Genomic DNA, 22,815 nt, shown 5'->3' with positions numbered 1-22,815 from the left:
GCGCCCCGTCAAGACACGATCACCCGTCCGGATGCCTCAGTCCAGCGCCACGGCGGTACGCAGAGGGTCCCGCAGATCCGTTCCGTGCGACAGCCAGCGCTCCTGAAGTGCGGCGGCCCCGTGCACCCGCTTCCAGGCCGCCTCGTTCGCCGTCATCGGCAGGAGCGGGAGGAAGTGCACCGGGTCCATCGGCTCGTCGAGTTCCAGGTCCTCCACCAGCCCGCCCGGTTCCGCGACGAGTACGGAGGTGAAGGGCGCCCCGTCCCACAGCGGTCCCCCGACGTCGAGCGAGGCGCCCGGGGCCACGACCAGCCCCTCCACCTGGGGTGACGCCCCGAGCACGGCAAGCGGTCGGAGCAGCTTGTCCGTGGGCGCCAGCCCCGCCCGTACGGTCAGCAGCAGCTCGGCGCGCGGCCCGCGCAGCGGGTCGGCGACCACGGCGGTCGGGTCGGTCATCGGATGAGCGGACATGCCGAGGGTCGCGTACCGCACGAGGTCACCCTCGACGAAACGGAGCACCTCGATGCGGTCGGTGCCCAGGAAGGTGACGGCGGCGCGGGCGTCGGGTTCGCCGAGCGCACTGCGCAGCCGGGCTTCGACGAGAGCCAGAATTTCTGCCATGGATCGAGCATAGAACTCGTATCAGCCGGGTAAAGGACGACTCTTGACCATCCGTCGGCTGATAATGTTGACCGCTGGTCGGGGCCACACTCTTGAACAGGGCCTCCCAGCGGTGGCTGGGGGCGTTTCGGGGCATCCGGCGACAGGACGTCTCCCACGGGGGACCGGCCGGAGGAGGTGGGGCTGCAATGGATCGAAGTCGATCGTGCAGTACCAACCGCTCTTCCACTCCTTGTACGGGCACGTTCCGGCCCGTTTGATCGATCTGATCAGTTGAAGAGCGACGGCAGAACTTTGTCCTCCCGTCCTGTTTCCTTCCGGCTGCCCGGGCCTGACCCGCCGGCGACGAGCGCGCCACCCGGAAGGGACCTCCCACCCGTACGGTCCGCAGCCGTGCGTGCGAAGGAGCCTGCCATGTCGATGCTGCCCTACCTGCGTGCCGCCGTACGTCCGGCCCTGCGCAGGTCCACTCCCGCCCAGCCCGGCTACGACGCCACCCGCGACCCGTCCGCGAGCAGCGCGGTCGTCGACTGCGCCGTGTACCGCGACGGCCGGCGCGACGCACGGGAGTTGGGGTCGCCGTGCCTGACGCCGCGCGAGGCGATGCGCCGGGTCCGCGAGGGTGGCGGGTTCGCCTGGATCGGCCTGCACGAGCCGACCGGGGCCGAGTTCGCGGGGATCGCCGCCACCTTCGGGCTGCACCCGCTCGCCGTGGAGGACGCGGTGCACGCACACCAGCGGCCGAAGCTGGAGCGCTACGACGACACGCTCTTCACCGTCTTCAAGACCATCCACTACGTGGAGCACGCCGAACTGACGGCCACCAGCGAGGTGGTGGAGACCGGCGAGGTGATGTGCTTCACCGGCACGGACTTCGTCATCACGGTCCGGCACGGCGGCCAGGGCTCCCTCCGGGGCCTGCGCCACCGCCTCCAGGGCGACCCCGAGCTGCTGGCCAAGGGGCCCTCGGCCGTCCTGCACTCGATCGCCGACCACGTCGTTGACGGGTACATCGCGGTCGCGGCAGCCGTACAGGACGACATCGACGAGGTGGAGAGCGCGGTCTTCGCCGCCCCCGCCAAGGGAAGTGCGCGCGGCGGCGACGCGGGCCGCATCTACCAGCTCAAGCGCGAGGTCCTGGAGTTCAAGCGGGCCGTCGCCCCGCTGCTGCGGCCGATGGAGCTGCTGAGCGAGCGCCCGATGCGGCTGGTGGACCCGGACATCCAGAAGTACTTCCGCGACGTGGCCGACCACCTGGCGCGGGTGCACGAGCAGGTCGTCGGCTTCGACGAGCTGCTGAACTCGATCCTCCAGGCCAATCTCGCGCAGGCCACGGTCGCCCAGAACGAGGACATGCGCAAGATCACCTCCTGGGCTGCGATCATCGCCGTGCCGACGATGATCTGCGGGGTCTACGGGATGAACTTCGAGCACATGCCGGAGCTCCAGTGGCGCTACGGCTATCCGATGGTGATGGCCACGATCGTCGGGATCTGCTTCACCATCCACCGGGCCCTGCGCCGCCACGGCTGGCTCTAGGGGGCCTTCGCCCGCACCGGCACCCGCGGCACCGGCACCCCCTTACCCTGTTGCGCATGACTCTCAGTGCGCTCGACCTGGCCCTCGTCGAGGAGGCCACCAAGAAGTCCGGCCTGATCTGGGTCCGCGGCTCCGGGGCCGACCGGGCCCTGTGGCACGCCTGGGTGGACGGCGCGGCCCACGTGCTGGGCGACGGGCCCGGGGAGCAGCCGTTCCCGGGGCTCACGGACGGCACGCGTGCCGAGGTGACGGTGCGCAGCAAGGACAAGGGCGGCCGGTTGGTGGCCTGGACGGCGACCGTGCGGGAGCTCGCGCCGCGCAGCGAGCAGTGGCAGGCCGCGGTCGCCGAACTCAAGGGAAAGCGGCTGAACGCGCCCGACTCGGAGCAGATGACCGAGCGGTGGGCGCGCGAGTGCCGGCTGCTGCGGCTGGAGCCGGTGACCGCGAGCACCGATCTGCCGGGCGGATCGCTGGCCGCGGCCCCGCTGGACTCACCGGCGATCACCCGCCGTCCCGTGCCGGCGGGCCTGCCGAAGCTCCTGCTCAAGCGGAAGAAGGCGGCCCGCTAACGCTGTGACTGGAAGGGTTCGCCGGTGAACCCTTCCGGTCACAGCGCTGGGCCGGGCCTACTGCGTCGGGTTCGAGCCCTGGCCGGAGCCCTTGCTCGGGCTCGGAGCCGGGGCGGAGCCACCGCCCTGCTCCTTGGTCGTCGGCAGCTGGGACCCGTAGTCGACGGTCTGGTCCTGCGCGGGCGGGTCCAGCGGGAAGGCCTTGCCCCACTCGGCGAGGTCGACCTGGCCGCCACCTCCGGCGCGCTCCAGGCGCAGCGGGTACGGGGTCCCTTCCAGGGACACCGACAGCTTGCCGCCCTTGCCCTTGTTCGCCGTGACCTGGACCGCCCGGGTGGGCCCGACCTTGGTGTAGTCGCCCTTGGCGAGCTTGCCGTCGAGTCCGAGCAGGCCGTCGAGCAGTACGTGCATGTCGGTGAAGCCGCGGAACTGCTTGTAGGTGGGGTCGCTCTGGGGCACCTTCACGTACTTGTCGCCGAGTTTGCCGGCCGAGTCGGACTTCCCCCAGAAGGCCGCGCTCGCCTTCAGGTAGAGCTGTTCCCCCACGCGCAGCACCTGGAAGGTGTCGTCCTTGGACTTCACCTCGCCGGAGCCGCCGTCCTTCTTGAGCCGCATGTCCAGGGTGAAGGACGTGCCGCCGCTGACGAGCGTCCCGGACAGGTGCACCGAGTCGGCGGCGCCGGCCGCGGCCTTCGCCTTGTCCTCGATCTGGTCGGCGGAGAGTTTGCCGACCCCGTTGGTGCCCTCGTCGGGGTCCGCCCCGCAGCCGCTGCCGGTGACGGCCAGGCCTGCGAACAGGACACCGACGAGGGCCGCCCGGCGCAGCCGTGCGGCGGGGAGGTGGGCGGTCACGGGCAGGTGCCTCTCGTCGTACGTCTTCGAGCAGCAGGCAGCGTACCCGCCCGTAGCTCGCGCACCGGGCGGGTGGGTCGGACGAGTGCCCGAGCAGACCGCCCCACCAGGACGCCTTCGTGGGGCACGGGCTAGCCTGAGGGGCGGTAGGACTGTGGACCGACGCTCTAGGAGGCGCTCATATGGCTGGTGGCGCCCCGCGGATCTTCGTTTCGCATCTGTCGGGTGTGCCCGTCTTCGACCCCAACGGCGACCAGGTGGGCCGGGTCCGTGACCTCGTCGCGATGCTGCGCGTCGGCGGTCGGCCGCCGCGGCTGCTGGGTCTGGTGGTCGAGGTGGTCAGCCGGCGGCAGATCTTCCTCCCGATGACCCGGGTGACGGGCGTGGAGTCCGGACAGGTCATCACCACCGGTGTCGTCAACATGCGGCGCTTCGAGCAGCGCCCCACCGAACGGCTGCTCCTCGGCGAACTGCTGGACCGTCGGGTGACGCTGGTGGCCACCGGTGAGGAGGTCACCGTCCTCGACGTGGCGATCCAGCAGCTGCCCGCCCGCCGTGACTGGGAGATCGACCGGATCTTCGTGCGCAAGGGCAAGGCCGGCGCGCTGCGCCGGCGCGGCGAGACGGTGACCGTGGAATGGTCCGCGGTGACCGGTTTCTCGCTGGAGGAGGAGGGCCAGGGCGCCGAGAACCTGGTGGCCACCTTCGAGCAGATGCGCCCGGCCGACGTGGCGAACGTCCTGCACCACCTGACGCCGAAGCGGCGCGCCGAGGTGGCCAACGCCCTCGACGACGACCGGCTCGCCGATGTCATGGAGGAGCTGCCCGAGGACGAGCAGGTCGAGATCCTCGGCAAGCTCAAGGAGGAGCGCGCCGCCGACGTCCTGGAGGCGATGGACCCGGACGACGCGGCCGACCTGCTTTCGGAGCTTCCGGAGGACGACAAGGAGCGGCTGCTGACGCTGATGCAGCCGGACGACGCCGCCGACGTGCGCCGTCTGCTGTCCTACGAGGAGAACACCGCGGGCGGTCTGATGACCACGGAGCCGATCGTGTTGCGGCCGGACGCGACGGTCGCGGACGCCCTGGCCCGGGTGCGGCAGGCGGACCTGTCGCCCGCGCTGGCCGCCCAGGTGTACGTGTGCCGGCCGCCGGACGAGACGCCGACGGGCAAGTACCTGGGCACGGTGCACTTCCAGCGGTTGCTGCGGGACCCGCCGTTCACCCTGGTCAGCTCGATCGTGGACGCGGGCCTGCCGCCGCTGCGGCCGGACGCCTCGCTGCCGGTGGTGACCAGCTACCTGGCCGCATACAACATGGTCGCGGTGCCGGTCGTCGACGAGAGCGGTTCGCTGCTGGGCGCGGTGACCGTGGACGACGTACTGGACCACTTGCTGCCGGACGACTGGCGGGAGACGGACTTCCCCTCCGAGGAGGCCGTACGTGGCCACTGAGCGGGGACGCGGGGAGCAGGGGCGCGAGCGGCGCCGGGAGCAGATCCGCCAGCGGCGTGAGCACGCGCGTGAGCACGCGCTGCGCGAGGCGTCGGAACGGGCGGAGCGGTCGGCGGAGCGGGCCTCCGAACGGGCCGCCGAGCGGACGGCCGAGCGGGCGGAGAGGGCCAGGATGGGCCAGACGACCGGGTCGAGCGCGTTGACGCGCTCGCGCGTGCGCCTCGACCAGCCGCGGGCGCCGCGCCGGTCGCTGCTGCCCGAGTACGACCCGGAGGCCTTCGGGCGGCTGTCGGAGCGGGTGGCGCGGTTCCTCGGCACGGGCAGGTTCATCGTCTGGATGACCCTGGTCATCGTGCTGTGGGTGCTGTGGAACATCTTCGCGCCCGAGCACCTGCGGTTCGACGAGTACCCGTTCATCTTCCTGACGCTGATGCTGTCGTTGCAGGCCTCCTACGCCGCTCCGCTGATCCTGCTCGCGCAGAACCGGCAGGACGACCGAGACCGGGTCAACCTGGAGCAGGACCGCAAGCAGAACGAGCGCTCCATCGCCGACACGGAATACCTGACCCGGGAGATCGCCGCCCTGCGGATGGGGTTGGGCGAGGTCGCGACGCGCGACTGGATCCGCTCCGAGTTCCAGGACCTGATCAAGGAGATGGACGAGCGGCGCCTATTCCCGATCGAGAGTGACGAAGGCGACCGCTAGCGGCCTTTCCTGAGGCACGCTACCGAGCCGTACCATCGGTGCATGGCTACCGACACAAGCTCCGCCGCCGTGCCTGAGCAGGACGCGATCCTGGACGCGCTGGCGACGGTGAACGACCCCGAGATCCACCGGCCGATCACCGAGCTCGGCATGGTCAAATCGGTGGAGATCGGCGAGGGCGGCGCGGTCGCCGTCACGGTCTACCTGACGGTGTCGGGCTGCCCCATGCGCGAGACCATCACCAAGAACGTCACCGAGGCCGTCGAGCGGGTCGCGGGCGTCACCTCGGTCGCCGTCACGCTGGACGTGATGAGCGACGAGCAGCGCAAGGAGCTGGCGGCCTCGCTGCGCGGCGGCACCGCCGAGCGCGAGGTTCCGTTCGCCAAGCCGGGCTCGCTGACCCGCGTCTACGCGGTCGCGTCCGGCAAGGGCGGCGTCGGCAAGTCGTCGGTGACGGTGAACCTGGCCGCGGCGATGGCGGCCGACGGTCTGAAGGTGGGCGTCGTCGACGCGGACATCTACGGCCACAGCGTGCCGCGCATGCTGGGCGTGGACGGCCGCCCCACCCAGGTCGAGAACATGATCATGCCGCCGTCCGCGCACGGCGTGAAGGTCATCTCCATCGGCATGTTCACCCCGGGCAACGCGCCGGTCGTGTGGCGGGGCCCGATGCTCCACCGCGCGCTCCAGCAGTTCCTGGCGGACGTGTTCTGGGGCGACCTGGACGTGCTGCTGCTGGACCTCCCGCCGGGCACCGGCGACATCGCGATCTCCGTGGCCCAGCTGGTGCCGAACGCGGAGATCCTGGTCGTCACCACCCCGCAGCAGGCCGCGGCGGAAGTCGCGGAGCGGGCCGGCTCGATCGCCGTGCAGACCCACCAGAAGATCGTCGGTGTCGTCGAGAACATGTCCGGGCTGCCCTGCCCGCACTGCGACGAGATGGTCGACGTGTTCGGCTCAGGCGGTGGCCAGAAGGTCGCCGACGGCCTCACCAAGACGGTCGGCGCGACCGTCCCGGTGCTGGGTTCCATCCCGATCGACGTCCGGCTGCGCGAGGGCGGCGACGAGGGCAAGCCGGTCGTCCTGTCGGACCCGGACTCCCCTGCCGGTGCGGCGCTGCGCTCGATCGCGGGCAAGCTGGGCGGCCGGGCCCGCGGCCTGGCCGGCATGTCGCTGGGCATCACCCCGCGCAACAAGTTCTGATCCGCCCGGTGGCGGGCGGGCGGTACGCCCGCCGGCCCGCGCCCGGGCCGCGCAGCACGAAGGGCACCGCCGGCCGGCGGTGCCCTTTCCCGTATTCCTCGTACGTCTCCCCGTGCACCGTTACGTCCGTACGTCCGTACGTCCGTACGCCCGTACGTCTACTCGTACGCGGCGAGGTCCCCGATCACCGAAAAGCCGAGCCCGTACGCGCTCATGCCCCGCCCGTAGGCGCCCAGGTGCACCCCGCCCCGGGTGGAGCCGGCGAGCACCCAGCCGAACTCGGACTCGCGGTAGTGGAACGGCGTCGGCTCCCCGTCGACGGGGAGCGAGAGCGTCGACCAGTCCGAGCCGTCGAGGTCGTCGGCGAGCTCCCACGCGGCCTCGGTCTGCTGCTCCAACCAGTCGTCGCGCAGGCTGTGGTCCATCTGGCCGGGCCAGCTGTACGCCAGCAGCCCGGAGCCGGCCAACCAGGCCGCCGAGGAGACCGAGGTGGCCTCCAGGACGCCGGTGCCGTCGCTGCTGCGGCGCAGCGGGTTGCTCGCGACGGTGACGACCACCGCGAAGCGCTCCTTCTCCCCGGTGGCGATCTCGCCGCGTGCGGAGGGCTCGTCGCCGTGGCCGGTGGAACCGTGCTCGACGGTACCGTCGGCGCCGGTGCCCACCTGCATGAGCCAGCGGGGGCCCGTGAAGGCCCCGTCCAGCCCGTACCAGGGGAAGTCTGCCCGCAGGTACCCCTCCACCATCCGGCGGACCGCCGGGACGGGCGCGGCGGCGTCCTGGGGCGGTGCGGAGGGTGGCTGCGGGGGTGCAGCGGCTGGTTCAACCGGTGCGGCTGGTGCGCCAGCGGGAGCGGGCGCCTCGGCGGGCTGCACCCCTACCCGGCTACTGCTCGTCGTCTCCATCTGAGCGGCCTCTCGTTCCGTCGGGTCCGGAACGGCCCTCCCCCACTTCGCTGGGGGACCCTCCCCCTCGCTCCGGTGGGGGGACCCCCAACCCTCGGGCGGCCTGCGTCCGGACTCATGGAGGATAGCCACCGGACCCCGGATCGCCGGGAAGGCTCGAACTCAGGTGGCGTCGACGTCGAAGGGCGTGCGCTGGTCGGCGGCCGGGGCGGCGGGCTTCTTCAGCAGGTCCGGGCCGGAGGCGGCGGGCTCGGCGGAGGCGCCTGTGGGGGCCGCTTCCCTGCTGTTGACGGCGTCGGTGACCTCGTTCAGTTCCTTGCGGAGATCGAACGTGCTGCGGATCTCCTTGAGGTCCTCGTTCTCCGTCAGCTGCTTGCGGATGAAGGTCTTCGGGTTCAGGTCCTCGAACTCGAAGTCCTTGAACTCGGGGCCGAGTTCGGAGCGGATGTCCTGCTTCGCGCTGTCCGAGAAGGCGCGGATCTTCCGGATGAAGCCCGTAACGTCCTGGATCACCTTGGGCAGCTTGTCCGGGCCGAAGACGAGGATGGCGAGCACCACGATCGTGACCAGTTCGAGTGCGCCTATGTCGTTGAACACCTTGCCGCTCCTCGGCTCTCTTCACTTCGGGCCACGACACACGGTACCCGGCCCCGTCGGCCGACCCCTACATCGGTGCCGCATCAGCCGTGGTTTCTCCTGCTGGTCATGATCCGTTCGCCGAGCCGAGCACCAGCTCCAGCGTGCGCTCCCGACCGTCGCGCACCACGGTCAGGGCGAGCGGGTCCCCCGGGCGGTGCCCCCGGATCTTGATGATCAACTCGTCGCCGCCGTGCACCCGCCGGCCGTCCACCTTGGTGATCACGTCGCCGCCCTGGATCCCGGCCCGGGCCCCGGGGCCGTCGGGGGTGACGGCCGGCTTGCCGTCCTCGCCCTTGGCCGCGACGCGGGCCCCGTCGCCCGTGTACTCCATGTCGAGGGTGACGCCGATGACGGGGTGGGTGGCGTGACCGGTACGGATGAGCTCCTCGGCCACGCGCTTGCCCTGGTTGACGGGGATGGCGAAGCCGAGCCCGATGCTGCCGCTCTGCTTCTCGGAGTCCTGCTTGTCTGCCCCGCGGATCGCGCTGTTGATGCCGATCACGCGGGCTTTGGCGTCCAGGAGAGGCCCGCCGGAGTTGCCGGGATTGATGGGGGCGTCGGTCTGGAGGGCGTCGACGTAGCTGATGTCGCTGCCGTCACCCTTGTCGCCGCCCGCGGTGATGGGCCGGCCGGTGGCGCTGATGATGCCGGCAGTGACGGTGTTGGAGAGGTCGAAGGGCGCGCCGATGGCGACCACCGGGTCCCCGACCTTCACGTTCTCGGAGTTCCCGAGGGCCAGCGGCTGCAGGCCCCGTACTCCCTCGACCTTGACCACCGCCAGGTCGTACCCGCTGTCGCGCCCGACGAGTGCGGCGGTGACGCTCTCACCGGAACTGAAGGTGACCGTTATGTCCTTGGCGTCAGCGACCACGTGGTTGTTGGTGAGGATGTGGCCCTGCGGGTCGAGCACGAAGCCGGTGCCGGTGCCGCCGCCCCCGCTGCCGCGTACGTGCAGGGTCACGACGCCGGGCAGCGCGGTGGCGGCGATCCCGGCCACGCTCTCGGGGGCGCGGCCCTTGCCCTCCACGGCGGCCTGCGGGAGTTCGAGGCGGGTGCTGCTCTGCCGCTCGGCGAGTACCCCGAGCCAGCCGCCGACGCCGCCGGCGAGGAGGGCGGTCCCGAGGCACAGGGCCAGGACGTGGCGCAGCCGGACGCCGCGGCCGGTCGACGCCTTGCCCTGGTCGGTGACGTGGAGGGGCGCATCGGCCCAGGGGTCGTACCGCTGCTCCGCGGCCCCCGGCTCCTGCACCTCGGACGCCGTCGCCGGGTCGGCCTCGGTCCCCGGCTGCGCCGCTGTCGTCGCCGCTTCCGCCGTGCCGGCGGGGCGGCTCCACCAGGACGGAGCCGGATCGGACTGCTGCTGGTCGGCCATGGGCGCTCCCCGGGGGTACCTGTAGCACCGCCGGGCGGCGCATCTGCCGCCGATTCAACCAGGTCCCCCGGCCGCCGGGGGGCTGCACCCCCGATCCCCCGGGCCGACCGGGGTCAGCGGGTCAGGGAGACCGGGCGGGGGGAGGCGGACAGGGACGGCTGGACCGGAGCGAGCGGGCCCGAGGGCCGCGGGCTGGCGGCGAACCCGGGCGTGGGCATCCGGTCCCGGACCACCGCATCGGACACCGGCACCGCTGGACCGGGCCGCGTCGCCGGGGCCTCGCCCCGTACGTTCGGTTCGAGGGTGTCCACCGGCAGCGAGCCGCCGAGCGCGATCGCAGCCAGCGAGACCGCGCCGGCCGCCACGAACGCGAGCCGGCGCCGTGGCCGCCCCACGTCGTGGACGCGGAAACCTTGCTGCGGTGCGCTCGGAGCCACGTACCCGAAGAGGTCAGCCCCGGGCGGTCCCGAGGGCCCGTCGGGGCCGTCGCCCGGCAGCCCCTGCAACCGGGCGAGCAGCCCGGCTGACAGCGGCGGCGGCGCACTCTCGACGAACAGGTTCTTCACGCGGCGCTGCGCGTCGGCCTCGGCCTTGCACTTGGCGCACGTGGCCAGGTGCGCCAGGACCCGCTCGCGCGCGTCATGGTTCAGCTCCCCGTCGACCAGGGCGGCGAGACGATCGCCCAGGTGCTGTTCGGCAGGGGACGGACTGACTCCGCTCACTCGGCTCCGCCCTCTCCCCCGGTACCCGGCGCCCCAACTGCCACGCCCGCCAGCGCACGCTGCTCCGCACGGGCCTTGGGGGACCGGTGCTTGAGCGCCTTGCGCAGGTGCGAACGGCCACGGTGGATACGGCTGCGCACGGTACCGAGCTTCACGCCGAGCGTGGCGGCGATCTCTTCGTACGACAGGCCCTCGATGTCACACAGGACCACGGCGGCGCGGAACTCGGGCGCGAGGGTGTCCAGCGCCTGCTGCACGTCCGCGTCGAAGTGGGTGTCGTGGAGCACCTGCTGCGGGGACGGCTCGCGGCTCGGCAGCCGCTCGGCGGCGTCGTCGCCGAGGGCGTCGAAACGGATCCGCTGCTTGCGGCGGACCATGTCCAGGAACAGGTTGGTGGTGATCCGGTGCAGCCAGCCCTCGAAGGTGCCCGGCGTGTACGTGGACAGCGAGCGGAAGACGCGGACGAAGACCTCCTGGGTCAGGTCCTCGGCGTCGTGCTGGTTGCCCGTCAGGCGGTAGGCAAGGCGGTAGACCCGCGCGCTGTGCGTGCTGACGATCTCCTCCCATGAGGGAGGGGTCCACGCCTGGGGGCCCGCATCGGCGGCAAAGGTCGCGGTGGTTGCGGCAGCGGTGTGGAAGCGGTCAGCAATGTCGGTCACGGATTTCGGCTCACCCGCCGACCAGAAGAGGCGTCTGAATACGCCCCCACGATCCACAGGCGCAGCCGCACCTCCCCTATCGGCTCTGGTGGAGTCCAGTGGAGTCCCTACCATAGCCACCCCTCCCGTCAGCTCCGGATAAGCATTTTTGCAGTAACTTTGCACGCGCTTTCGGTCCGTCGGGCCGTCGATCTGCCCGATGCCGTCCCATCTATCCCGCCCGCGCCCCGCCCGAACGTCCTTTTTGCCTCGCTGGTCTTTTCGCCGTCCCCCTCTCCAACGCCCGGTCCCATCTGCGGGTTCCCGACGTCAGCGGATACAGTCACCGTTGCGCCAACTATGGGGACAGGAGAGGGTCATTACCGGCAACCGGCAGACGAGCTGGGCGTTCGCCGACGCGTTTGTCGCCGAGGACGACGCTCTGCGGTGGGCCCGCGACCGGGCCAGGGAAGCGGGCCTGCGCTCCGTCTCCCCCGGCACCGGGGCCGCGCTGCGCCTGCTCGCCGCCACCGCGGACGCCAAGGCGGTCGCCGAGATCGGCACCGGCACCGGCGTCTCCGGCATCCACCTCCTCCACGGCATGCGCCCCGACGGGGTGCTGACCACCGTGGATCCCGAGGCCGACCGGCAGGCCTTCGCCCGCCAGGCCTTCCGCGCCGCCGGCTTCGCGGGCAACCGCGCCCGGTTCATCCCCGGCCGCGCACTCGACGTACTACCCCGGCTCGCCGACGGCGGATACGACCTCGTCTTCTGCGACGGGGACCCGTCCGAGTCCCTGGACTACCTCGCCGAATCGTTGCGCCTGCTGCGGCCCGGCGGGCTGGTGTGCTTCGAAGGGGTCTTCTCGGACGGCCGCACCGTCGACTCCGCGGCCCAGCAGGTCGAGGTGCTGCGCGTGCGCGAGCTGCTGCGCAGCGTGCGGGAGAGCCCGGCGCTGGAAGCGGCCCTGCTCCCGGTGGGTGACGGCCTGCTGTGCGCGGTCCGGCGCTGATCCCGTACGCCGGAGTGGCCCGACCGCACGGAAAACCCGACCGCACAGAACAACGCTGCCCCGACCGCGGGAGCGGATCGGGGCAGCGCAGAGAATGCAGGAAATGCAGAGGGTGCAGTAAGTGCTGCCGACTGGTTAGCCGACGACCTTCTTCAGGGCGTCACCCAGGGCGTCCGCTTCGTCCGGAGTCAGCTCGACGACGAGCCGACCGCCGCCCTCGAGCGGTACGCGCATGACGATGCCCCGCCCCTCCTTGGTGACCTCGAGCGGGCCGTCGCCCGTCCGCGGCTTCATGGCCGCCATGCTCGTTCCCCTTCCTGAAACCAGCTCATCGTCAGCCGACGGCCCCATTCAGGCGCCTGGAACCCGGCATCGAACACATTGCTTCTTGGCCATTATCCCGCATGTCAGGACCCGATGACCAACATCGGCAGGGAACGCTTGCGCAACGCGCTCGGCCAAAACCACTCATTTCGGGGATGTGCCTGCGATACTTCGCCGCCGCGCCCCGCCACCGGCCTCCGCTTTCTTTGACGCACATCACACACCCCGGCGGCGGCTGGTCCGCCATGCTGGCCCTTGCACCGCCGGTACCGGCCGGTAGCCAAGCCCGCGACGAAGGGGGACCCCCACGATGGCCGACAGCGTGCTCTACGAAGTGACCGACGGACTCGCCACCATCACGATCAACCGTCCCGACGCCATGAACGCCATGAACACCGAGGCCAAGGTCGCGCTGCGCGACGCGGTCCAGGCGGCTGCCGCGGACACCGCCGTCCGGGCGGTGCTGCTGACCGCGGCCGGCAACCGGGCCTTCTGCGTCGGCCAGGACCTCAAGGAGCACATCGGGAACCTGGCCTCGGACCGCAACACCGGCACCTCGCTGACGATGAACACGGTCGCGGAGCACTACAACCCGATCGTGCGCGCCCTGACCGAGATGCCGAAGCCCGTGGTGGTGGGCGTCAACGGGGTCGCGGCCGGGGCCGGCTTCGGCTTCGCGCTGGCGGCGGACTACCGGGTCGTCGCCGACACGGCTTCCTTCAACACCTCCTTCGCGGGGGTGGCGCTGACCGCGGACTCGGGCGTCTCCTGGACCCTCCCCCGCCTGATCGGCGCCTCCCGCGCCGCCGACCTGCTGTTCTTCCCCCGCTCCCTGAAGGCGCAGGAGGCGTACGAGCTCGGCATCGTGAACCGTCTGGTCCCCTCGGACTCCCTGCACGCGGAGGCCGAGGCGGTGGCCCGCACCTTCGCGGCCGGCCCGACGGTCGCCTACGCGGCTCTGAAGGAGTCCCTGGCGTACGGGGCCTCCCACTCGCTCGCGCAGACCCTGGAGCACGAGGACATCCTCCAGACCCGCGCGGGCGCCTCCGAGGACCACGCGATCGCCGTCGAGGCCTTCCTCGCCAAGCAGCCGCCGAAGTACCTGGGCCGCTGACCCGACGCCGCCGACCCCGGCCGCCGCTCAGGCCGGGGTACGGGCGGTGCAGGCGGCCAGGTGGTCGTTGACCAGGCCGCAGGCCTGCATCAGGGCGTAGGCCGTCGTGGGGCCGACGAAACGGATGCCGGCCTTCTTCAGCGCCTTGGCGAGCGCCGTGGACTCGGGGGTCACCGCCGGAACCTCGGAGATCGTCTGCGGCGCAGGGCGCCCCGGTTCCGGGGCGTGCGACCAGATCAGCGCGTCCAGTTCGCCCGGCTCCCACTCCGCCAGGACCCTCGCGTTGGCGAGCGTCGCCTCGATCTTGGCCCGGTTGCGGATGATCCCCTCGTCGGCCAGCAGTCGCTCCGCGTCCCGCTCGTCGAAGCGGGCGACGGCCTCGATCTCGAACTCCGCGAAGGCCTTGCGGAAGCCCTCCCGCCGGCGCAGGATCGTCAGCCAGGACAGGCCCGACTGGAAGGCTTCCAGGCTGAGCCGCTCGTACAGGGCGTCGTCGCCGTGGAGCGTGCGGCCCCATTCCGTGTCGTGGTACGCGATGTAGTCCTCGGTGGCCAGCGCCCACGGGCAGCGCAGGCCCCCGTCCGGACCGGCCACCGTGGTCACTGGCCCTCCTTGTGCAGGTCGACCGTGCCCGCCGGCCGGGTGCGACCCCGGGCCGCCGCCGACAGCTCCGCGATCCGCGCGTCCCGCTCCGCGAGCTCCGCCGCGAGCCGCTCCAGTACGTCGTCCACCTCGGCCATCCGGTACCCGCGCGGGGCGACGGGCAGCCGCAGCGCGTCGATGTCGGCCCGGACGACCGGGCGGCTCTCCGGCAGCCCGTCGGCCACCCGGTCCGGCTCGGCCTCCGGCAGCACGGCCTCGGAACCACCGCCCACCACGGCCAGGGTGACCGCGGCGACGACCACGACCAGCGCGATCAGCAAGAACCAGAACACGATCAACTCCCTGAGAGACTGCGGGCCCGTCCGGTCACCAGGTTAAGGTCGCAGCGAGGCGCGAGGGCCGCCGGAGGAGGAAAGAACGGGATGCTGCGACTGGGCAGGCGCGAGTTCGAGACCCACGAGCCGGTGATCATGGCCATCGTGAACCGGACTCCGGACTCCTTCTACGACCAGGGTGCGACGTTCCGCGACGAGCCCGCGCTGGACCGGGTCGAGCAGGCGGTCGCCGAGGGCGCCGCGATCATCGACATCGGCGGGGTCAAGGCGGGCCCGGGCGAGCACGTGGACGCGGACGAGGAGGCCCGGCGCACGGTCGGTTTCGTGGCCGAGGTGCGCCGCCGCCACCCGGACGTGGTGATCAGCGTCGACACGTGGCGGCACGAGGTCGGCGAGGCGGTCTGCGAGGCCGGGGCCGACCTGCTGAACGATGCCTGGGGCGGCGTGGATCCGAAGCTGGCCGAGGTCGCCGCACGCCACGACGTGGGGCTGGTCTGCACGCACGCGGGCGGCGTCGAGCCCCGTACCCGGCCGCACCGGACCGCGTACGAGGACGTGATGGCCGACATCCTGCGGGTCACGGTGGGGCTGGCCGAGCGCGCGGCCGCGCTGGGGGTCCGCCGCGACGCGATCATGATCGACCCGGGCCACGACTTCGGGAAGAACACCCGCCACTCCCTGGAGGCCACCCGACGCCTCACGGAGATGACCGACACCGGCTGGCCGGTCCTGGTCTCCCTGTCCAACAAGGACTTCGTCGGCGAGACCCTCGACAAGCCGGTCAAGGAGCGGCTGTTGGGCACCCTGGCGACGACGGCCGTTTCGGCCTGGCTGGGCGCACAGGTCTACCGCGTCCACGAGGTCGCCGAGACCCGGCAGGTCCTGGACATGGTCCGCTCGATCCAGGGCCTGCGACCGCCCGCGGTCGCACGTCGCGGACTGGCCTGAGGCGCCATGCCCGGGCCGCGGGCCCGGGCTCCTTCAACGACCGGTCCCCGTACGGCCCGAGGCCCGGGGACCGACGCCGGCGGGTCCCGGCGGTCGCCCGCCGGGACCCGCCCGGGGCTACTTGCCGACTTCCTTCGTCACCAGCGCGATGGCCTCGTCCACGTCGTCGGTGACGTGGAAGAGGTACAGGTCGTGCTCCGAGGCTTTGCCCTGCGCGACCACCGTGTTCTTGAGCCAGTCGACCAGTCCGGCCCAGTACTCCGTGCCGAACAGCACGATCGGGAACCGGGTGATCTTCTGGGTCTGGACGAGGGTCATGGCCTCGAACATCTCGTCCAGCGTGCCGAGTCCGCCCGGGAGGACCACGAAGCCCTGGCTGTACTTCACGAACATCGTCTTGCGGACGAAGAAGTACCGGAAGTTCAGCCCGAGGTCCACGTGCTGGTTGAGCCCCTGCTCGAAGGGGAGCTCGATGCCCAGGCCCACCGAGATGCCGTTGGCTTCCCGGGCTCCCTTGTTGGCCGCCTCCATCGCACCGGGGCCGCCGCCGGTGATCACCGCGAAGCCCGCCTCGACGAGGGCGCCGCCGATCCGTACGCCGGCCTCGTACTCCGGCGAGCCGACGGACGTACGGGCCGAGCCGAAGACGCTGATCGCCGGGGGCAGCTCCGCGAGGGTGCCGAAGCCCTCGATGAACTCCGACTGGATGCGCAGGACCCGCCAGGGATCGGTGTGCACCCACTCGGTGGGCCCGGCCGAATCCAGCAGCCGCTGGTCCGTCGTACTGCCCGCCTGCACCTGGCCCCGCCTGCGCAGCACCGGCCCGAGCTGCTGCTCCTCGGGCCGACTGCGAGCGTCCCCTTCGGGATTGCGGTGGTTGCCCATGACGTGCTCCCTCCTGCTGATCGTTGCATCAGGGTAGGCGCACGAAGGTGACGGGAAGCGGAATTCAGGAGGTCAGCCAGGCGCGGAGTCGTTCCTCGCAGTGCAGGATCGCCTTCGTCTCCACCCGCTCGTCCACCTTGTGGGCCAGCAGGGCGTCGCCCGGGCCGTAATTGACCGCCGGGACGCCGATCGCGCTGAAGCGGGACACGTCCGTCCAGCCGAACTTCGGCATCGCGCGACCGCCGACGGCTTCCATGAACGCCGCCGCCGCGGGGTGGGAGAGTCCGGGGAGGGCGCCGCCCGAGAAGTCGTCGATGACGAACTCGTCGATGTCGCAGTCCGCGAAGACTTCCCGGACGTGCGCGATCGCGTCGTCCATGCTGCGGTCGGGGGCGAAGCGGAAGTTGACCGTCACCGTGCAGGCGTCGGGGATGACGTTGTTGGCGACGCCGCCCTCGATGGCGACCGCGTTGAGGCCCTCGTGGTACTCCAGGCCGTCGATGACGGGCTTGCGGGGCTCGTACGCCGCCAGTTTGGCGAGGATCGGGCTCGCCGCGTGGATGGCGTTGGAACCCATCCAGCTGCGCGCGGAGTGGGCCCGCTCGCCGAAGGTGCGCAGCAGGACGCGCAGGGTGCCCTGGCAGCCGCCCTCGACCTCCGCGTTGGACGGCTCCAGCAGGACCGCGAAGTCGCCGGTCAGCCAGTCCGGGTGGGCCTCGGCAACCTTGCCGAGGCCGTTGAGGTCGGCGGCGACCTCTTCCTGGTCGTAGAAGACGAAGGTGAGGTCGCGGTTCGGCTCGGGCACGGTCGCGGCGATGCGCAGCTGTACGGCGACGCCGGACTTCATGTCGGTCGTGCCGCAGCCCCACAGGACGTCGTTCTCGTCGAGGCGGGACGGGACGTTGTCGGCGATCGGGACGGTGTCGAGGTGGCCGGCGAGCACGACGCGCTCGGCCCTGCCGAGGTTCGTGCGGGCCACGACGTTGTTGCCGTACCGGTCGACCGTGAGGTGGGGAAGGGCGCGCAGCGCGCGTTCCACCATATCGGCGAGGACCTTCTCGTCGCCGCTCACGGACGGAATGTCGACGAGCCGGGCGGTCAGCTCGGCGGCGTCCAGGGTGAGGTCCAGCTCGGATTCGGACATGCCCCCGACCCTAACGCCCCGGACTGCGACGAAGCTTTCACGTCCGGCCGGTGGACGCGTCGCATGGCTCAAGTACGGTGGGCCGCGTGTCCCAGAGCGATCACCCCCGCCCTCGCCGTCGCCGGCCGCTGCTTACGACCGCCGGCGTGTTCGTCCTGCTCGCACTGATCGGCTACTTCGCCGTGCAGTACAACTCGACGGGCGGTGCCGGTGCTCCGCACTGCACTGCCACGATGGTCCCCGACCCCGGCCACGAGGGCACCCGCCAGTCCTACGACATGTCGCCGGAACAGGCGGCGAACGCGGCGACGATAGCCTCGGTCGGGGTCGCCAAGGGCCTGCCCGAGCGGGCGGTGACCATCGCGCTGGCGACGGCCATGCAGGAATCGGCGCTGCGCAACCTCGACCACGGCGACCGGGATTCGCTCGGCCTGTTCCAGCAGCGGCCCTCGCAGGGGTGGGGCACCCCGGCGCAGATCATGGACCCGGTGTACTCGGCCGGGATCTTCTACGACCGCCTGGCCGAGATCAAGGGCTACTCGCGGCTTCCGCTGACGGAGGCCGCGCAGCAGGTGCAGCTCAGCGGCTTCCCGCAGGCCTACGCGAAGCACGAGCCGGACGCGACCGTCGTGACGGCGGCCCTCACCGGCGCCGCGCCGGGCACCTTGACCTGCACGGGTCCGGTTCCCCGGCCGGGGACCGGGGACCCCGAGAAGGTCAAGGCGGAGCTGGTCAGGGTGCTCGGGGCCGGGGCGACGCCGAAGGCCGGTCCGCCGAAGTCTCCGTTCCATGCGGGCGGGACCGACCAGTCCGAGGTCACGCTGTCGGTGACGGGCAAAAAGGGCGAGATCGACGAGCGGCACGGCTGGGAGATCGCCCACTGGGCGGTGGCGCACTCCGCCGAACTCGGCATCGTCCGGGTGGGGTACGGCAGCAAGGCGTGGATCGCCGGCGAGAACAAGGGGAAGTGGGTCGACAAGGCGCCGGGCAAGTCGGGGGACGGGGATCCGCGCAACAGCGGGCCCGACGACGTACGGATCTTCGTGGCCCGCTGAGCCGACGCGTTGCACGGGGCGGTCAGCCGTACGAGGCGTCCCCCGTCCGGGGCGACCCGCCGGCGGCCCGATCCACCTCCGTGAGGACGGAAAGCCCTGGTCGGCGCCCATTCAATGAGCTTGTCGCGGAAGCCGATTAAACGATGCGTTACCGATCCTTTACCCGTCACCTCCGCAACTCCACCCGCCCCCCGAGCGGTTGTACACGGCGTACTCAGCCGCTACCGCTTAGGAGCATCATGTCCCTCCCCCTGACCCGCCGGATCGCCCGTACCGCGCTGCTGCTCGCAGCCGGGGCAGCTCCCGTGGTCGGTGCGGCCGGCGCGGCCAGCGCCGCGGACCTGGAGTCCGTGCCGCAGCTGGGCGCCCTCACCAGCCCGGACGCCGCCATGCACACCGCCACGGACGCCGCCGCCAAGGCCGTACCGGCCGCTCCCGCCGAGGTCGCCGACACCGCGGGCGCCCTGCTCGGCGGGCTGCCGGCCAAGGGCCTGCCGACCGGCGCCGTACCGACCGACCTGACCGGTGCGGTTCCCGCCCAGGGACTGCCGCTGGGTGGCCTGCCCGTGGGCGGCTGAGCCACCCGAGGGAAGAACGCCGAGGGGCCGGGAGCACGAACTCCCGGCCCCTCGGCCCCGTCTGCGGGTCCCGAACGGACCCGGGCGCGGGGTCAGGCGAGTCGCTTGACCGCTGCCTCGACGCGCTCGTCCGTGGCCGTGAAGGCGACACGGACGAACTGTGCGCCCGCCTCGCCGTAGAAGTCGCCCGGCGCGACCAGGATGCCCCGCTCCGCGAGGTGGGCGACCGTCTCCCAGCAGGGCTCGTCCCGGGTCACCCAGAGGTAGAGGCTCGCCTCGCTGTGCTCGACGCGGAAGCCGTGCGCCTCCAGGGCCGCCCGCAGCGCCTCGCGCCGTGCGGCGTAGCGCCCGCGCTGCTCCTCGACGTGCGCGTCGTCGCCGAGCGCCGCGACCGTGGCGGCCTGCACCGGGGCGGGGGTCATCATGCCGCCGTGCTTGCGGATCTCCAGCAGTTCGCCGAGCACGTCCGCGTCGCCGGCGACGAACGCGGCGCGGTAGCCCGCCAGGTTGGAGCGCTTGGAGAGCGAGTGGACGGCGACGATGCCCTCGTACGAGCCGCCGCACACGTCGTCGTGCAGGACGGAGACGGGCTCGGCCTCCCAGCCCAGTTCCAGGTAGCACTCGTCGCTGAAGAGCAGGATCCCGTGCTCGCGCGCCCAGGCCACGATCCGGACCAGGTCCTCCTTCGGGAGGACCTTCCCGGTCGGGTTGGAGGGGGAGTTGAGCCACAGCAGCTTCACGCCGGCCGGGTCGAGGTCGGTGCCCGCGGGGTCAGCCGCAAATGCCTCGGTGTCGTAGACCACCGGCTCGGCGCCGCACAGCCGCGCGCCAACCTCGTACGTCGGGTAGGCGAGCCGGGGGTACGCGACCTTGTCGCCGGCGCCCAGGCCCAGCTGGGTCGGCAGCCAGGCCACCAGTTCCTTGGAGCCGACGACCGGCAGGACGTTGCGGTGTCCGGCGGCGCTCGCGCCGAGGCGGCCCCGCACCCAGCCGGTGATCGCGTCGCGCAGGGCGACCGTGCCCCACACCGTGGGGTAGCCCGGGGAGTCGGCCGCCGCCACCAGAGCGTCCTGGATCAGCTGCGGCACGGGGTCCACGGGCGTGCCGACGGACAGGTCGACGATGCCGTCCGGGTGGGCCGCCGCCGTCTTCTTGTACGGCTCCAGCTTGTCCCAGGGGAAGGCGGGAAGACGTGCGGAGACTGCGGCCACGGTGTTCTCTGCTCTCTACTGGTACTGGACGTACGGGACCTGCTCGGACCTGCGGGCAAATGCCTCGGTCCCGCGCGGCACGGGGGCCGGACGGGACCGAGGCAGGCGCTGCTCCCCCGGACTCCGTCCGGGGGGAACCCCAGGGGTGGTGGCCGTCAGTGGCCTTCGCCCATGGGCGGCAGCGCGGCGATGAAGGGGTGATCGCGCTCGATCAGGCCCAGCTTGGAGGCACCACCGGGCGAACCGAGCTCGTCGAAGAACTCGACGTTCGCCTTGTAGTAGTCCTTCCACTCTTCCGGAGTGTCGTCCTCGTAGAAGATGGCCTCGACCGGGCAGACCGGCTCACACGCACCACAGTCGACGCACTCGTCCGGGTGGATGTACAAGGACCGCTGGCCCTCGTAGATGCAGTCGACGGGGCACTCTTCGATGCATGCCTTGTCCTTGACGTCGACACAAGGCTCCGCGATGACGTAGGTCACGCTCTCGTTCCTCCTCGGTAGGGCTTTCCATATCGCGCGGGAGCGCGGCGTCGTCGATGCCCACGCCTAGTATCTCCGTTCCCGGGCACGATCCGAACAGGAGGGGCGGACAGAGCTGTGGAAATCACTGCCGGTGGGCTGCTGGAGATCCGTATTACCCCGGCTGACGTGGGTAAACGTGTCTCTGTACGACGGGTGGAGAACGGGACGAGCGGGTCGCCCGCACTCACTGACACGGTAGGGGTTCTCACATCCTGGGACCAGGGTGTGCTGACGATCACACGAAAGAGCGGCGAGTCCGTCCGCATCGCGGAATCGACGCTGGTGGCGGGCAAGGTCGTGCCCCCGGCACCGGCGCGTCGGCGGGGTCCCGCCGCCTCCTTCGACGAGCTGGCGCGGGTCGGGGCCCGCGCCTGGCAGCCGCTGGAGAGCGAGCCGCTGGGCGAGTGGACGCTGCGGGCGGCCGGTGGATTCACCCGGCGGGCCAACTCCGTGCTGCCGCTCGGCGACCCCGGGGCGCCGCTGGACGAAGCACTCGCGCGGGTGACGTCCTGGTACGCGGAACGCAAGCTCCCGGCCTATGTGCAGGCCGCGACCGGCGCAGCCGGCACCCAGGAACTGCTGTGCGCGGAACTGGAGCAGCGCGGCTGGGTGAACGAGGTGTCGGCGGAGGTCCGGATCGCAGCGCTGGCCCCGATCGCTGACGTGGACGCCGCTGCCGCCCCCGAGATACGGCTGACCCGCACCCCGGACGAGGAATGGCTCGGGCGGTACGGGCGGGTCAGCGACCCTGAAGTGGCCCGACAGGTGCTGGTCGCGGGGCCGTCGGTGTGGTTCGCGACGCTGCCCGGACGGGCGATCGGGCGACTCGTGGTGGACGGCCGGTGGGCCGGGTTCGCGGCGGTCGAGGTGGACCCCGGTCACCAGCGCGCGGGCCTGGGCACGGCGGTGATGGCGGCGCTGGCCCGGCGGGCGCTGGAGGAGGGCGCGTCGGCGGCGTGGCTGCAGGTGGAGGCGGACAACGCGGCGGCACGGTCCCTGTACGACGGCCTGGGCTTCGCGACGCACCACGCCTACCACCACTTCCGGGCGGCGCGATGAGTGCGCAGTCCCGGGAGCTCTTCGCACGGGAGGCCCGCTCGGAGCGGCCCGACCTGGCACTGCTGTGCCTGCTCCTGGCAGCGGAGGCCGATCCGGAGGTGGACGAGGGCGCCATGGACCGGGCCCAGATCGAGCTGGACCGGCTGGCGGGCATGCTGCCGTACGGGCTGCGCGGCGGAAAGGCGTGGGCCTCGGCGGTGACCGAGCTGCTGGGCGGCCGGATGGGCTTCCACGGCACGCCCGCGGACTACGACCGGTTGTCGTCCTCGCTGCTGCACGAGGTGCTCCGGCGGCGCCGGGGCCTGCCGATCCTGCTGTCCGTGGTCTGGCTGGAGGTCGCACGGCGGGCGGGTGCGCCGGTGTACGGGCTCGGTCTGCCGGGGCACTTCGTGGTGGGTTTCGGAGATCCGGAAGAGGGGCTGGTGGTCGACCCGTTCGCCGGCGGTGCGTCGCTGGGCGCCGGCCCGGCGGAGCTGGCCTCGCAGCCGCGCACGCCTGCTCGGACGCTGGACATCGTCCTGCGGATCCTGAACAACATCAGGACCTGGGCGTCCACCCGACCCGAGCAGTCGGGGGTGGCGCTGTGGGCGTTGGACCTGTCCCTGCTCCTGCCCTCGCACCCGGCGTCGCTGCGCTACGAGCGGGCCCGCCTGCTGGTGGAGCGGGGCGAGTTCACCACCGGGGCGGCGGAGCTGGAGGCGTACGCGGAGGTGGTGGAAGCGGTGGACGAGCAGACGGCGGCCCGCATCCGGGGCGAGGCCCTGTCGGCCCGTGCCCTGCTGAACTAAGCGGGCTCGGGGAAGTGA

25 protein-coding genes and 1 pseudogene are annotated in these 22,815 nt (G+C 71.8%); 12 read left to right on the top strand and 14 right to left on the bottom strand.

Going from position 1 to position 22,815, the window contains the following annotated elements:
- Nucleotides 1-36: 36 nt before the first annotated feature.
- A complete protein-coding gene (locus ABZZ20_RS04775) occupies nucleotides 37-621 on the bottom strand; it encodes a suppressor of fused domain protein (protein WP_356866721.1) in 585 nt (194 codons plus the stop codon).
- Nucleotides 622-1,035: 414 nt separating this feature from the next.
- Here ABZZ20_RS04775 and ABZZ20_RS04770 point away from each other — a divergent pair, with 414 nt between their 5' ends.
- Together ABZZ20_RS04770 and ABZZ20_RS04765 are read left to right on the top strand one after the other, a co-directional pair.
- Nucleotides 1,036-2,160 carry a magnesium and cobalt transport protein CorA gene (locus tag ABZZ20_RS04770; RefSeq protein ID WP_356866719.1) on the top strand — a complete coding sequence of 375 codons (1,125 nt, stop codon included), beginning with the start codon at nucleotides 1,036-1,038 and terminating at the stop codon, nucleotides 2,158-2,160.
- 56 nt (nucleotides 2,161-2,216) lie between these two features.
- A complete protein-coding gene (locus ABZZ20_RS04765) occupies nucleotides 2,217-2,729 on the top strand; it encodes a hypothetical protein (protein WP_356866717.1) in 513 nt (170 codons plus the stop codon).
- A gap of 57 nt (nucleotides 2,730-2,786) precedes the next feature.
- Here ABZZ20_RS04765 and ABZZ20_RS04760 read toward each other — a convergent pair whose 3' ends face one another.
- Nucleotides 2,787-3,581 (bottom strand): hypothetical protein, encoded by a 795-nt coding sequence (locus tag ABZZ20_RS04760; protein ID WP_356866715.1) that lies wholly within the window; start codon nucleotides 3,579-3,581, stop codon nucleotides 2,787-2,789.
- A 182-nt stretch (nucleotides 3,582-3,763) separates the two neighbouring features.
- Between ABZZ20_RS04760 and ABZZ20_RS04755 the strand changes: the two genes are divergently transcribed.
- The 3 genes from ABZZ20_RS04755 to ABZZ20_RS04745 all read left to right on the top strand — a co-directional run bounded on the left by ABZZ20_RS04755 (nucleotide 3,764) and on the right by ABZZ20_RS04745 (nucleotide 6,944).
- Entirely contained in the window at nucleotides 3,764-5,035 is a 1,272-nt protein-coding gene (locus tag ABZZ20_RS04755) for a CBS domain-containing protein (RefSeq protein ID WP_356866713.1), read from the top strand.
- 172 nt (nucleotides 5,036-5,207) lie between these two features.
- On the top strand, nucleotides 5,208-5,741 hold the full coding sequence (locus tag ABZZ20_RS04750) for a DUF1003 domain-containing protein (RefSeq protein ID WP_356867223.1): 534 nt from the start codon (nucleotides 5,208-5,210) through the stop codon (nucleotides 5,739-5,741).
- Between the two features lie 42 nt (nucleotides 5,742-5,783).
- On the top strand, nucleotides 5,784-6,944 hold the full coding sequence (locus ABZZ20_RS04745) for an Mrp/NBP35 family ATP-binding protein (RefSeq protein WP_356866711.1): 1,161 nt from the start codon (nucleotides 5,784-5,786) through the stop codon (nucleotides 6,942-6,944).
- 158 nt (nucleotides 6,945-7,102) lie between these two features.
- On the opposite strand, the gene ABZZ20_RS04740 is transcribed toward ABZZ20_RS04745, so the two are convergent.
- From ABZZ20_RS04740 to sigE, 5 genes are all read right to left on the bottom strand, one after another.
- Nucleotides 7,103-7,687, bottom strand: a complete 585-nt coding sequence (locus ABZZ20_RS04740; protein WP_356866709.1) for a hypothetical protein — start codon at nucleotides 7,685-7,687, stop codon at nucleotides 7,103-7,105.
- 321 nt (nucleotides 7,688-8,008) lie between these two features.
- Complete coding sequence (locus tag ABZZ20_RS04735; protein ID WP_356866707.1) at nucleotides 8,009-8,443, bottom strand: sec-independent translocase; 435 nt, start codon at nucleotides 8,441-8,443, stop codon at nucleotides 8,009-8,011.
- 106 nt (nucleotides 8,444-8,549) lie between these two features.
- Nucleotides 8,550-9,857, bottom strand: coding sequence for a trypsin-like peptidase domain-containing protein (locus ABZZ20_RS04730; RefSeq protein ID WP_356866705.1), 1,308 nt, complete (start codon nucleotides 9,855-9,857; stop codon nucleotides 8,550-8,552).
- A 113-nt stretch (nucleotides 9,858-9,970) separates the two neighbouring features.
- A complete protein-coding gene (locus tag ABZZ20_RS04725) occupies nucleotides 9,971-10,579 on the bottom strand; it encodes a zf-HC2 domain-containing protein (RefSeq protein WP_356866703.1) in 609 nt (202 codons plus the stop codon).
- A complete protein-coding gene (gene sigE, locus ABZZ20_RS04720) occupies nucleotides 10,576-11,352 on the bottom strand; it encodes an RNA polymerase sigma factor SigE (protein WP_356866701.1) in 777 nt (258 codons plus the stop codon). The genes ABZZ20_RS04725 and sigE overlap by 4 nt, the downstream gene beginning before the upstream one ends.
- 214 nt (nucleotides 11,353-11,566) lie before the next feature.
- Between sigE and ABZZ20_RS04715 the strand changes: the two genes are divergently transcribed.
- On the top strand, nucleotides 11,567-12,229 hold the full coding sequence (locus ABZZ20_RS04715) for a class I SAM-dependent methyltransferase (protein WP_356866699.1): 663 nt from the start codon (nucleotides 11,567-11,569) through the stop codon (nucleotides 12,227-12,229).
- 135 nt (nucleotides 12,230-12,364) lie between these two features.
- Here the strand turns inward: ABZZ20_RS04715 and ABZZ20_RS04710 are convergent, their stop codons facing one another.
- The gene (locus ABZZ20_RS04710) at nucleotides 12,365-12,532 is read right to left on the bottom strand and encodes a DUF3117 domain-containing protein (protein WP_003966491.1); all 168 of its coding nucleotides are present in this window, start codon (nucleotides 12,530-12,532) and stop codon (nucleotides 12,365-12,367) included.
- Between the two features lie 331 nt (nucleotides 12,533-12,863).
- Here ABZZ20_RS04710 and ABZZ20_RS04705 point away from each other — a divergent pair, with 331 nt between their 5' ends.
- A complete protein-coding gene (locus tag ABZZ20_RS04705) occupies nucleotides 12,864-13,667 on the top strand; it encodes an enoyl-CoA hydratase-related protein (RefSeq protein WP_356866698.1) in 804 nt (267 codons plus the stop codon).
- A gap of 27 nt (nucleotides 13,668-13,694) precedes the next feature.
- On the opposite strand, the gene ABZZ20_RS04700 is transcribed toward ABZZ20_RS04705, so the two are convergent.
- Both ABZZ20_RS04700 and ABZZ20_RS04695 read right to left on the bottom strand, forming a co-directional pair.
- Complete coding sequence (locus ABZZ20_RS04700) at nucleotides 13,695-14,270, bottom strand: DNA-3-methyladenine glycosylase I (protein WP_356866696.1); 576 nt, start codon at nucleotides 14,268-14,270, stop codon at nucleotides 13,695-13,697.
- A 53-nt stretch (nucleotides 14,271-14,323) separates the two neighbouring features.
- Nucleotides 14,324-14,608: pseudogene (locus ABZZ20_RS04695) on the bottom strand (DivIVA domain-containing protein); the annotation flags it as partial.
- Nucleotides 14,609-14,692: 84 nt separating this feature from the next.
- Here ABZZ20_RS04695 and folP point away from each other — a divergent pair.
- Nucleotides 14,693-15,553, top strand: coding sequence for a dihydropteroate synthase (gene folP / locus ABZZ20_RS04690; RefSeq protein WP_356866694.1), 861 nt, complete (start codon nucleotides 14,693-14,695; stop codon nucleotides 15,551-15,553).
- Between the two features lie 117 nt (nucleotides 15,554-15,670).
- Here folP and ABZZ20_RS04685 read toward each other — a convergent pair whose 3' ends face one another.
- Both ABZZ20_RS04685 and dapE read right to left on the bottom strand, forming a co-directional pair.
- Nucleotides 15,671-16,438 carry a TIGR00730 family Rossman fold protein gene (locus ABZZ20_RS04685; protein ID WP_356866692.1) on the bottom strand — a complete coding sequence of 256 codons (768 nt, stop codon included), beginning with the start codon at nucleotides 16,436-16,438 and terminating at the stop codon, nucleotides 15,671-15,673.
- A gap of 64 nt (nucleotides 16,439-16,502) precedes the next feature.
- A complete protein-coding gene (dapE, locus tag ABZZ20_RS04680; RefSeq protein ID WP_356866690.1) occupies nucleotides 16,503-17,582 on the bottom strand; it encodes a succinyl-diaminopimelate desuccinylase in 1,080 nt (359 codons plus the stop codon).
- Between the two features lie 86 nt (nucleotides 17,583-17,668).
- Between dapE and ABZZ20_RS04675 the strand changes: the two genes are divergently transcribed.
- Both ABZZ20_RS04675 and ABZZ20_RS04670 read left to right on the top strand, forming a co-directional pair.
- Nucleotides 17,669-18,637, top strand: coding sequence for a hypothetical protein (locus tag ABZZ20_RS04675; RefSeq protein WP_356866688.1), 969 nt, complete (start codon nucleotides 17,669-17,671; stop codon nucleotides 18,635-18,637).
- A 239-nt stretch (nucleotides 18,638-18,876) separates the two neighbouring features.
- Nucleotides 18,877-19,215: an ATP-binding protein gene (locus ABZZ20_RS04670; RefSeq protein ID WP_356866686.1), complete on the top strand. Its 339-nt coding sequence runs from the start codon at nucleotides 18,877-18,879 to the stop codon at nucleotides 19,213-19,215.
- Between the two features lie 92 nt (nucleotides 19,216-19,307).
- Here the strand turns inward: ABZZ20_RS04670 and dapC are convergent, their stop codons facing one another.
- Nucleotides 19,308-20,426 carry a succinyldiaminopimelate transaminase gene (gene dapC, locus ABZZ20_RS04665; RefSeq protein ID WP_356866684.1) on the bottom strand — a complete coding sequence of 373 codons (1,119 nt, stop codon included), beginning with the start codon at nucleotides 20,424-20,426 and terminating at the stop codon, nucleotides 19,308-19,310.
- A 155-nt stretch (nucleotides 20,427-20,581) separates the two neighbouring features.
- On the bottom strand, nucleotides 20,582-20,908 hold the full coding sequence (fdxA, locus tag ABZZ20_RS04660) for a ferredoxin (RefSeq protein ID WP_030291119.1): 327 nt from the start codon (nucleotides 20,906-20,908) through the stop codon (nucleotides 20,582-20,584).
- Nucleotides 20,909-21,025: 117 nt separating this feature from the next.
- Between fdxA and ABZZ20_RS04655 the strand changes: the two genes are divergently transcribed.
- Nucleotides 21,026-22,009 carry a GNAT family N-acetyltransferase gene (locus ABZZ20_RS04655; RefSeq protein WP_356866682.1) on the top strand — a complete coding sequence of 328 codons (984 nt, stop codon included), beginning with the start codon at nucleotides 21,026-21,028 and terminating at the stop codon, nucleotides 22,007-22,009.
- Nucleotides 22,006-22,797 carry a transglutaminase-like domain-containing protein gene (locus ABZZ20_RS04650; protein ID WP_356866681.1) on the top strand — a complete coding sequence of 264 codons (792 nt, stop codon included), beginning with the start codon at nucleotides 22,006-22,008 and terminating at the stop codon, nucleotides 22,795-22,797. The genes ABZZ20_RS04655 and ABZZ20_RS04650 overlap by 4 nt, the downstream gene beginning before the upstream one ends.
- Nucleotides 22,798-22,815 lie beyond the last annotated feature (18 nt).

Origin of the sequence: Streptomyces sp. NPDC006430 (genome assembly GCF_040612395.1) — a bacterium.
GTDB lineage: Bacteria > Actinomycetota > Actinomycetes > Streptomycetales > Streptomycetaceae > Streptomyces.
The sequence above is the reverse complement of the archived record's forward strand: the minus strand, read 5'-3'. Positions and strand labels throughout refer to the sequence as shown.

Excerpts from the sequence above, each read along its gene's own strand:
- ABZZ20_RS04775 (WP_356866721.1), bottom strand. The coding sequence starts at position 621 with ATGGCAGAAATTCTGGCTCTCGTCGAAGCCCGGCTGCGCAGTGCGCTC.
- ABZZ20_RS04770 (WP_356866719.1), top strand. The coding sequence starts at position 1,036 with ATGTCGATGCTGCCCTACCTGCGTGCCGCCGTACGTCCGGCCCTGCGC.
- ABZZ20_RS04765 (WP_356866717.1), top strand. The coding sequence starts at position 2,217 with ATGACTCTCAGTGCGCTCGACCTGGCCCTCGTCGAGGAGGCCACCAAG.
- ABZZ20_RS04755 (WP_356866713.1), top strand. The coding sequence starts at position 3,764 with ATGGCTGGTGGCGCCCCGCGGATCTTCGTTTCGCATCTGTCGGGTGTG.
- ABZZ20_RS04750 (WP_356867223.1), top strand. The coding sequence starts at position 5,208 with ATGGGCCAGACGACCGGGTCGAGCGCGTTGACGCGCTCGCGCGTGCGC.
- ABZZ20_RS04745 (WP_356866711.1), top strand. The coding sequence starts at position 5,784 with ATGGCTACCGACACAAGCTCCGCCGCCGTGCCTGAGCAGGACGCGATC.
- ABZZ20_RS04740 (WP_356866709.1), bottom strand. The coding sequence starts at position 7,687 with ATGGTGGAGGGGTACCTGCGGGCAGACTTCCCCTGGTACGGGCTGGAC.
- ABZZ20_RS04730 (WP_356866705.1), bottom strand. The coding sequence starts at position 9,857 with ATGGCCGACCAGCAGCAGTCCGATCCGGCTCCGTCCTGGTGGAGCCGC.
- sigE (WP_356866701.1), bottom strand. The coding sequence starts at position 11,352 with ATGGTAGGGACTCCACTGGACTCCACCAGAGCCGATAGGGGAGGTGCG.
- ABZZ20_RS04710 (WP_003966491.1), bottom strand. The coding sequence starts at position 12,532 with ATGGCGGCCATGAAGCCGCGGACGGGCGACGGCCCGCTCGAGGTCACC.
- ABZZ20_RS04705 (WP_356866698.1), top strand. The coding sequence starts at position 12,864 with ATGGCCGACAGCGTGCTCTACGAAGTGACCGACGGACTCGCCACCATC.
- folP (WP_356866694.1), top strand. The coding sequence starts at position 14,693 with ATGCTGCGACTGGGCAGGCGCGAGTTCGAGACCCACGAGCCGGTGATC.
- ABZZ20_RS04685 (WP_356866692.1), bottom strand. The coding sequence starts at position 16,438 with ATGGGCAACCACCGCAATCCCGAAGGGGACGCTCGCAGTCGGCCCGAG.
- dapE (WP_356866690.1), bottom strand. The coding sequence starts at position 17,582 with ATGTCCGAATCCGAGCTGGACCTCACCCTGGACGCCGCCGAGCTGACC.
- ABZZ20_RS04670 (WP_356866686.1), top strand. The coding sequence starts at position 18,877 with ATGTCCCTCCCCCTGACCCGCCGGATCGCCCGTACCGCGCTGCTGCTC.
- ABZZ20_RS04650 (WP_356866681.1), top strand. The coding sequence starts at position 22,006 with ATGAGTGCGCAGTCCCGGGAGCTCTTCGCACGGGAGGCCCGCTCGGAG.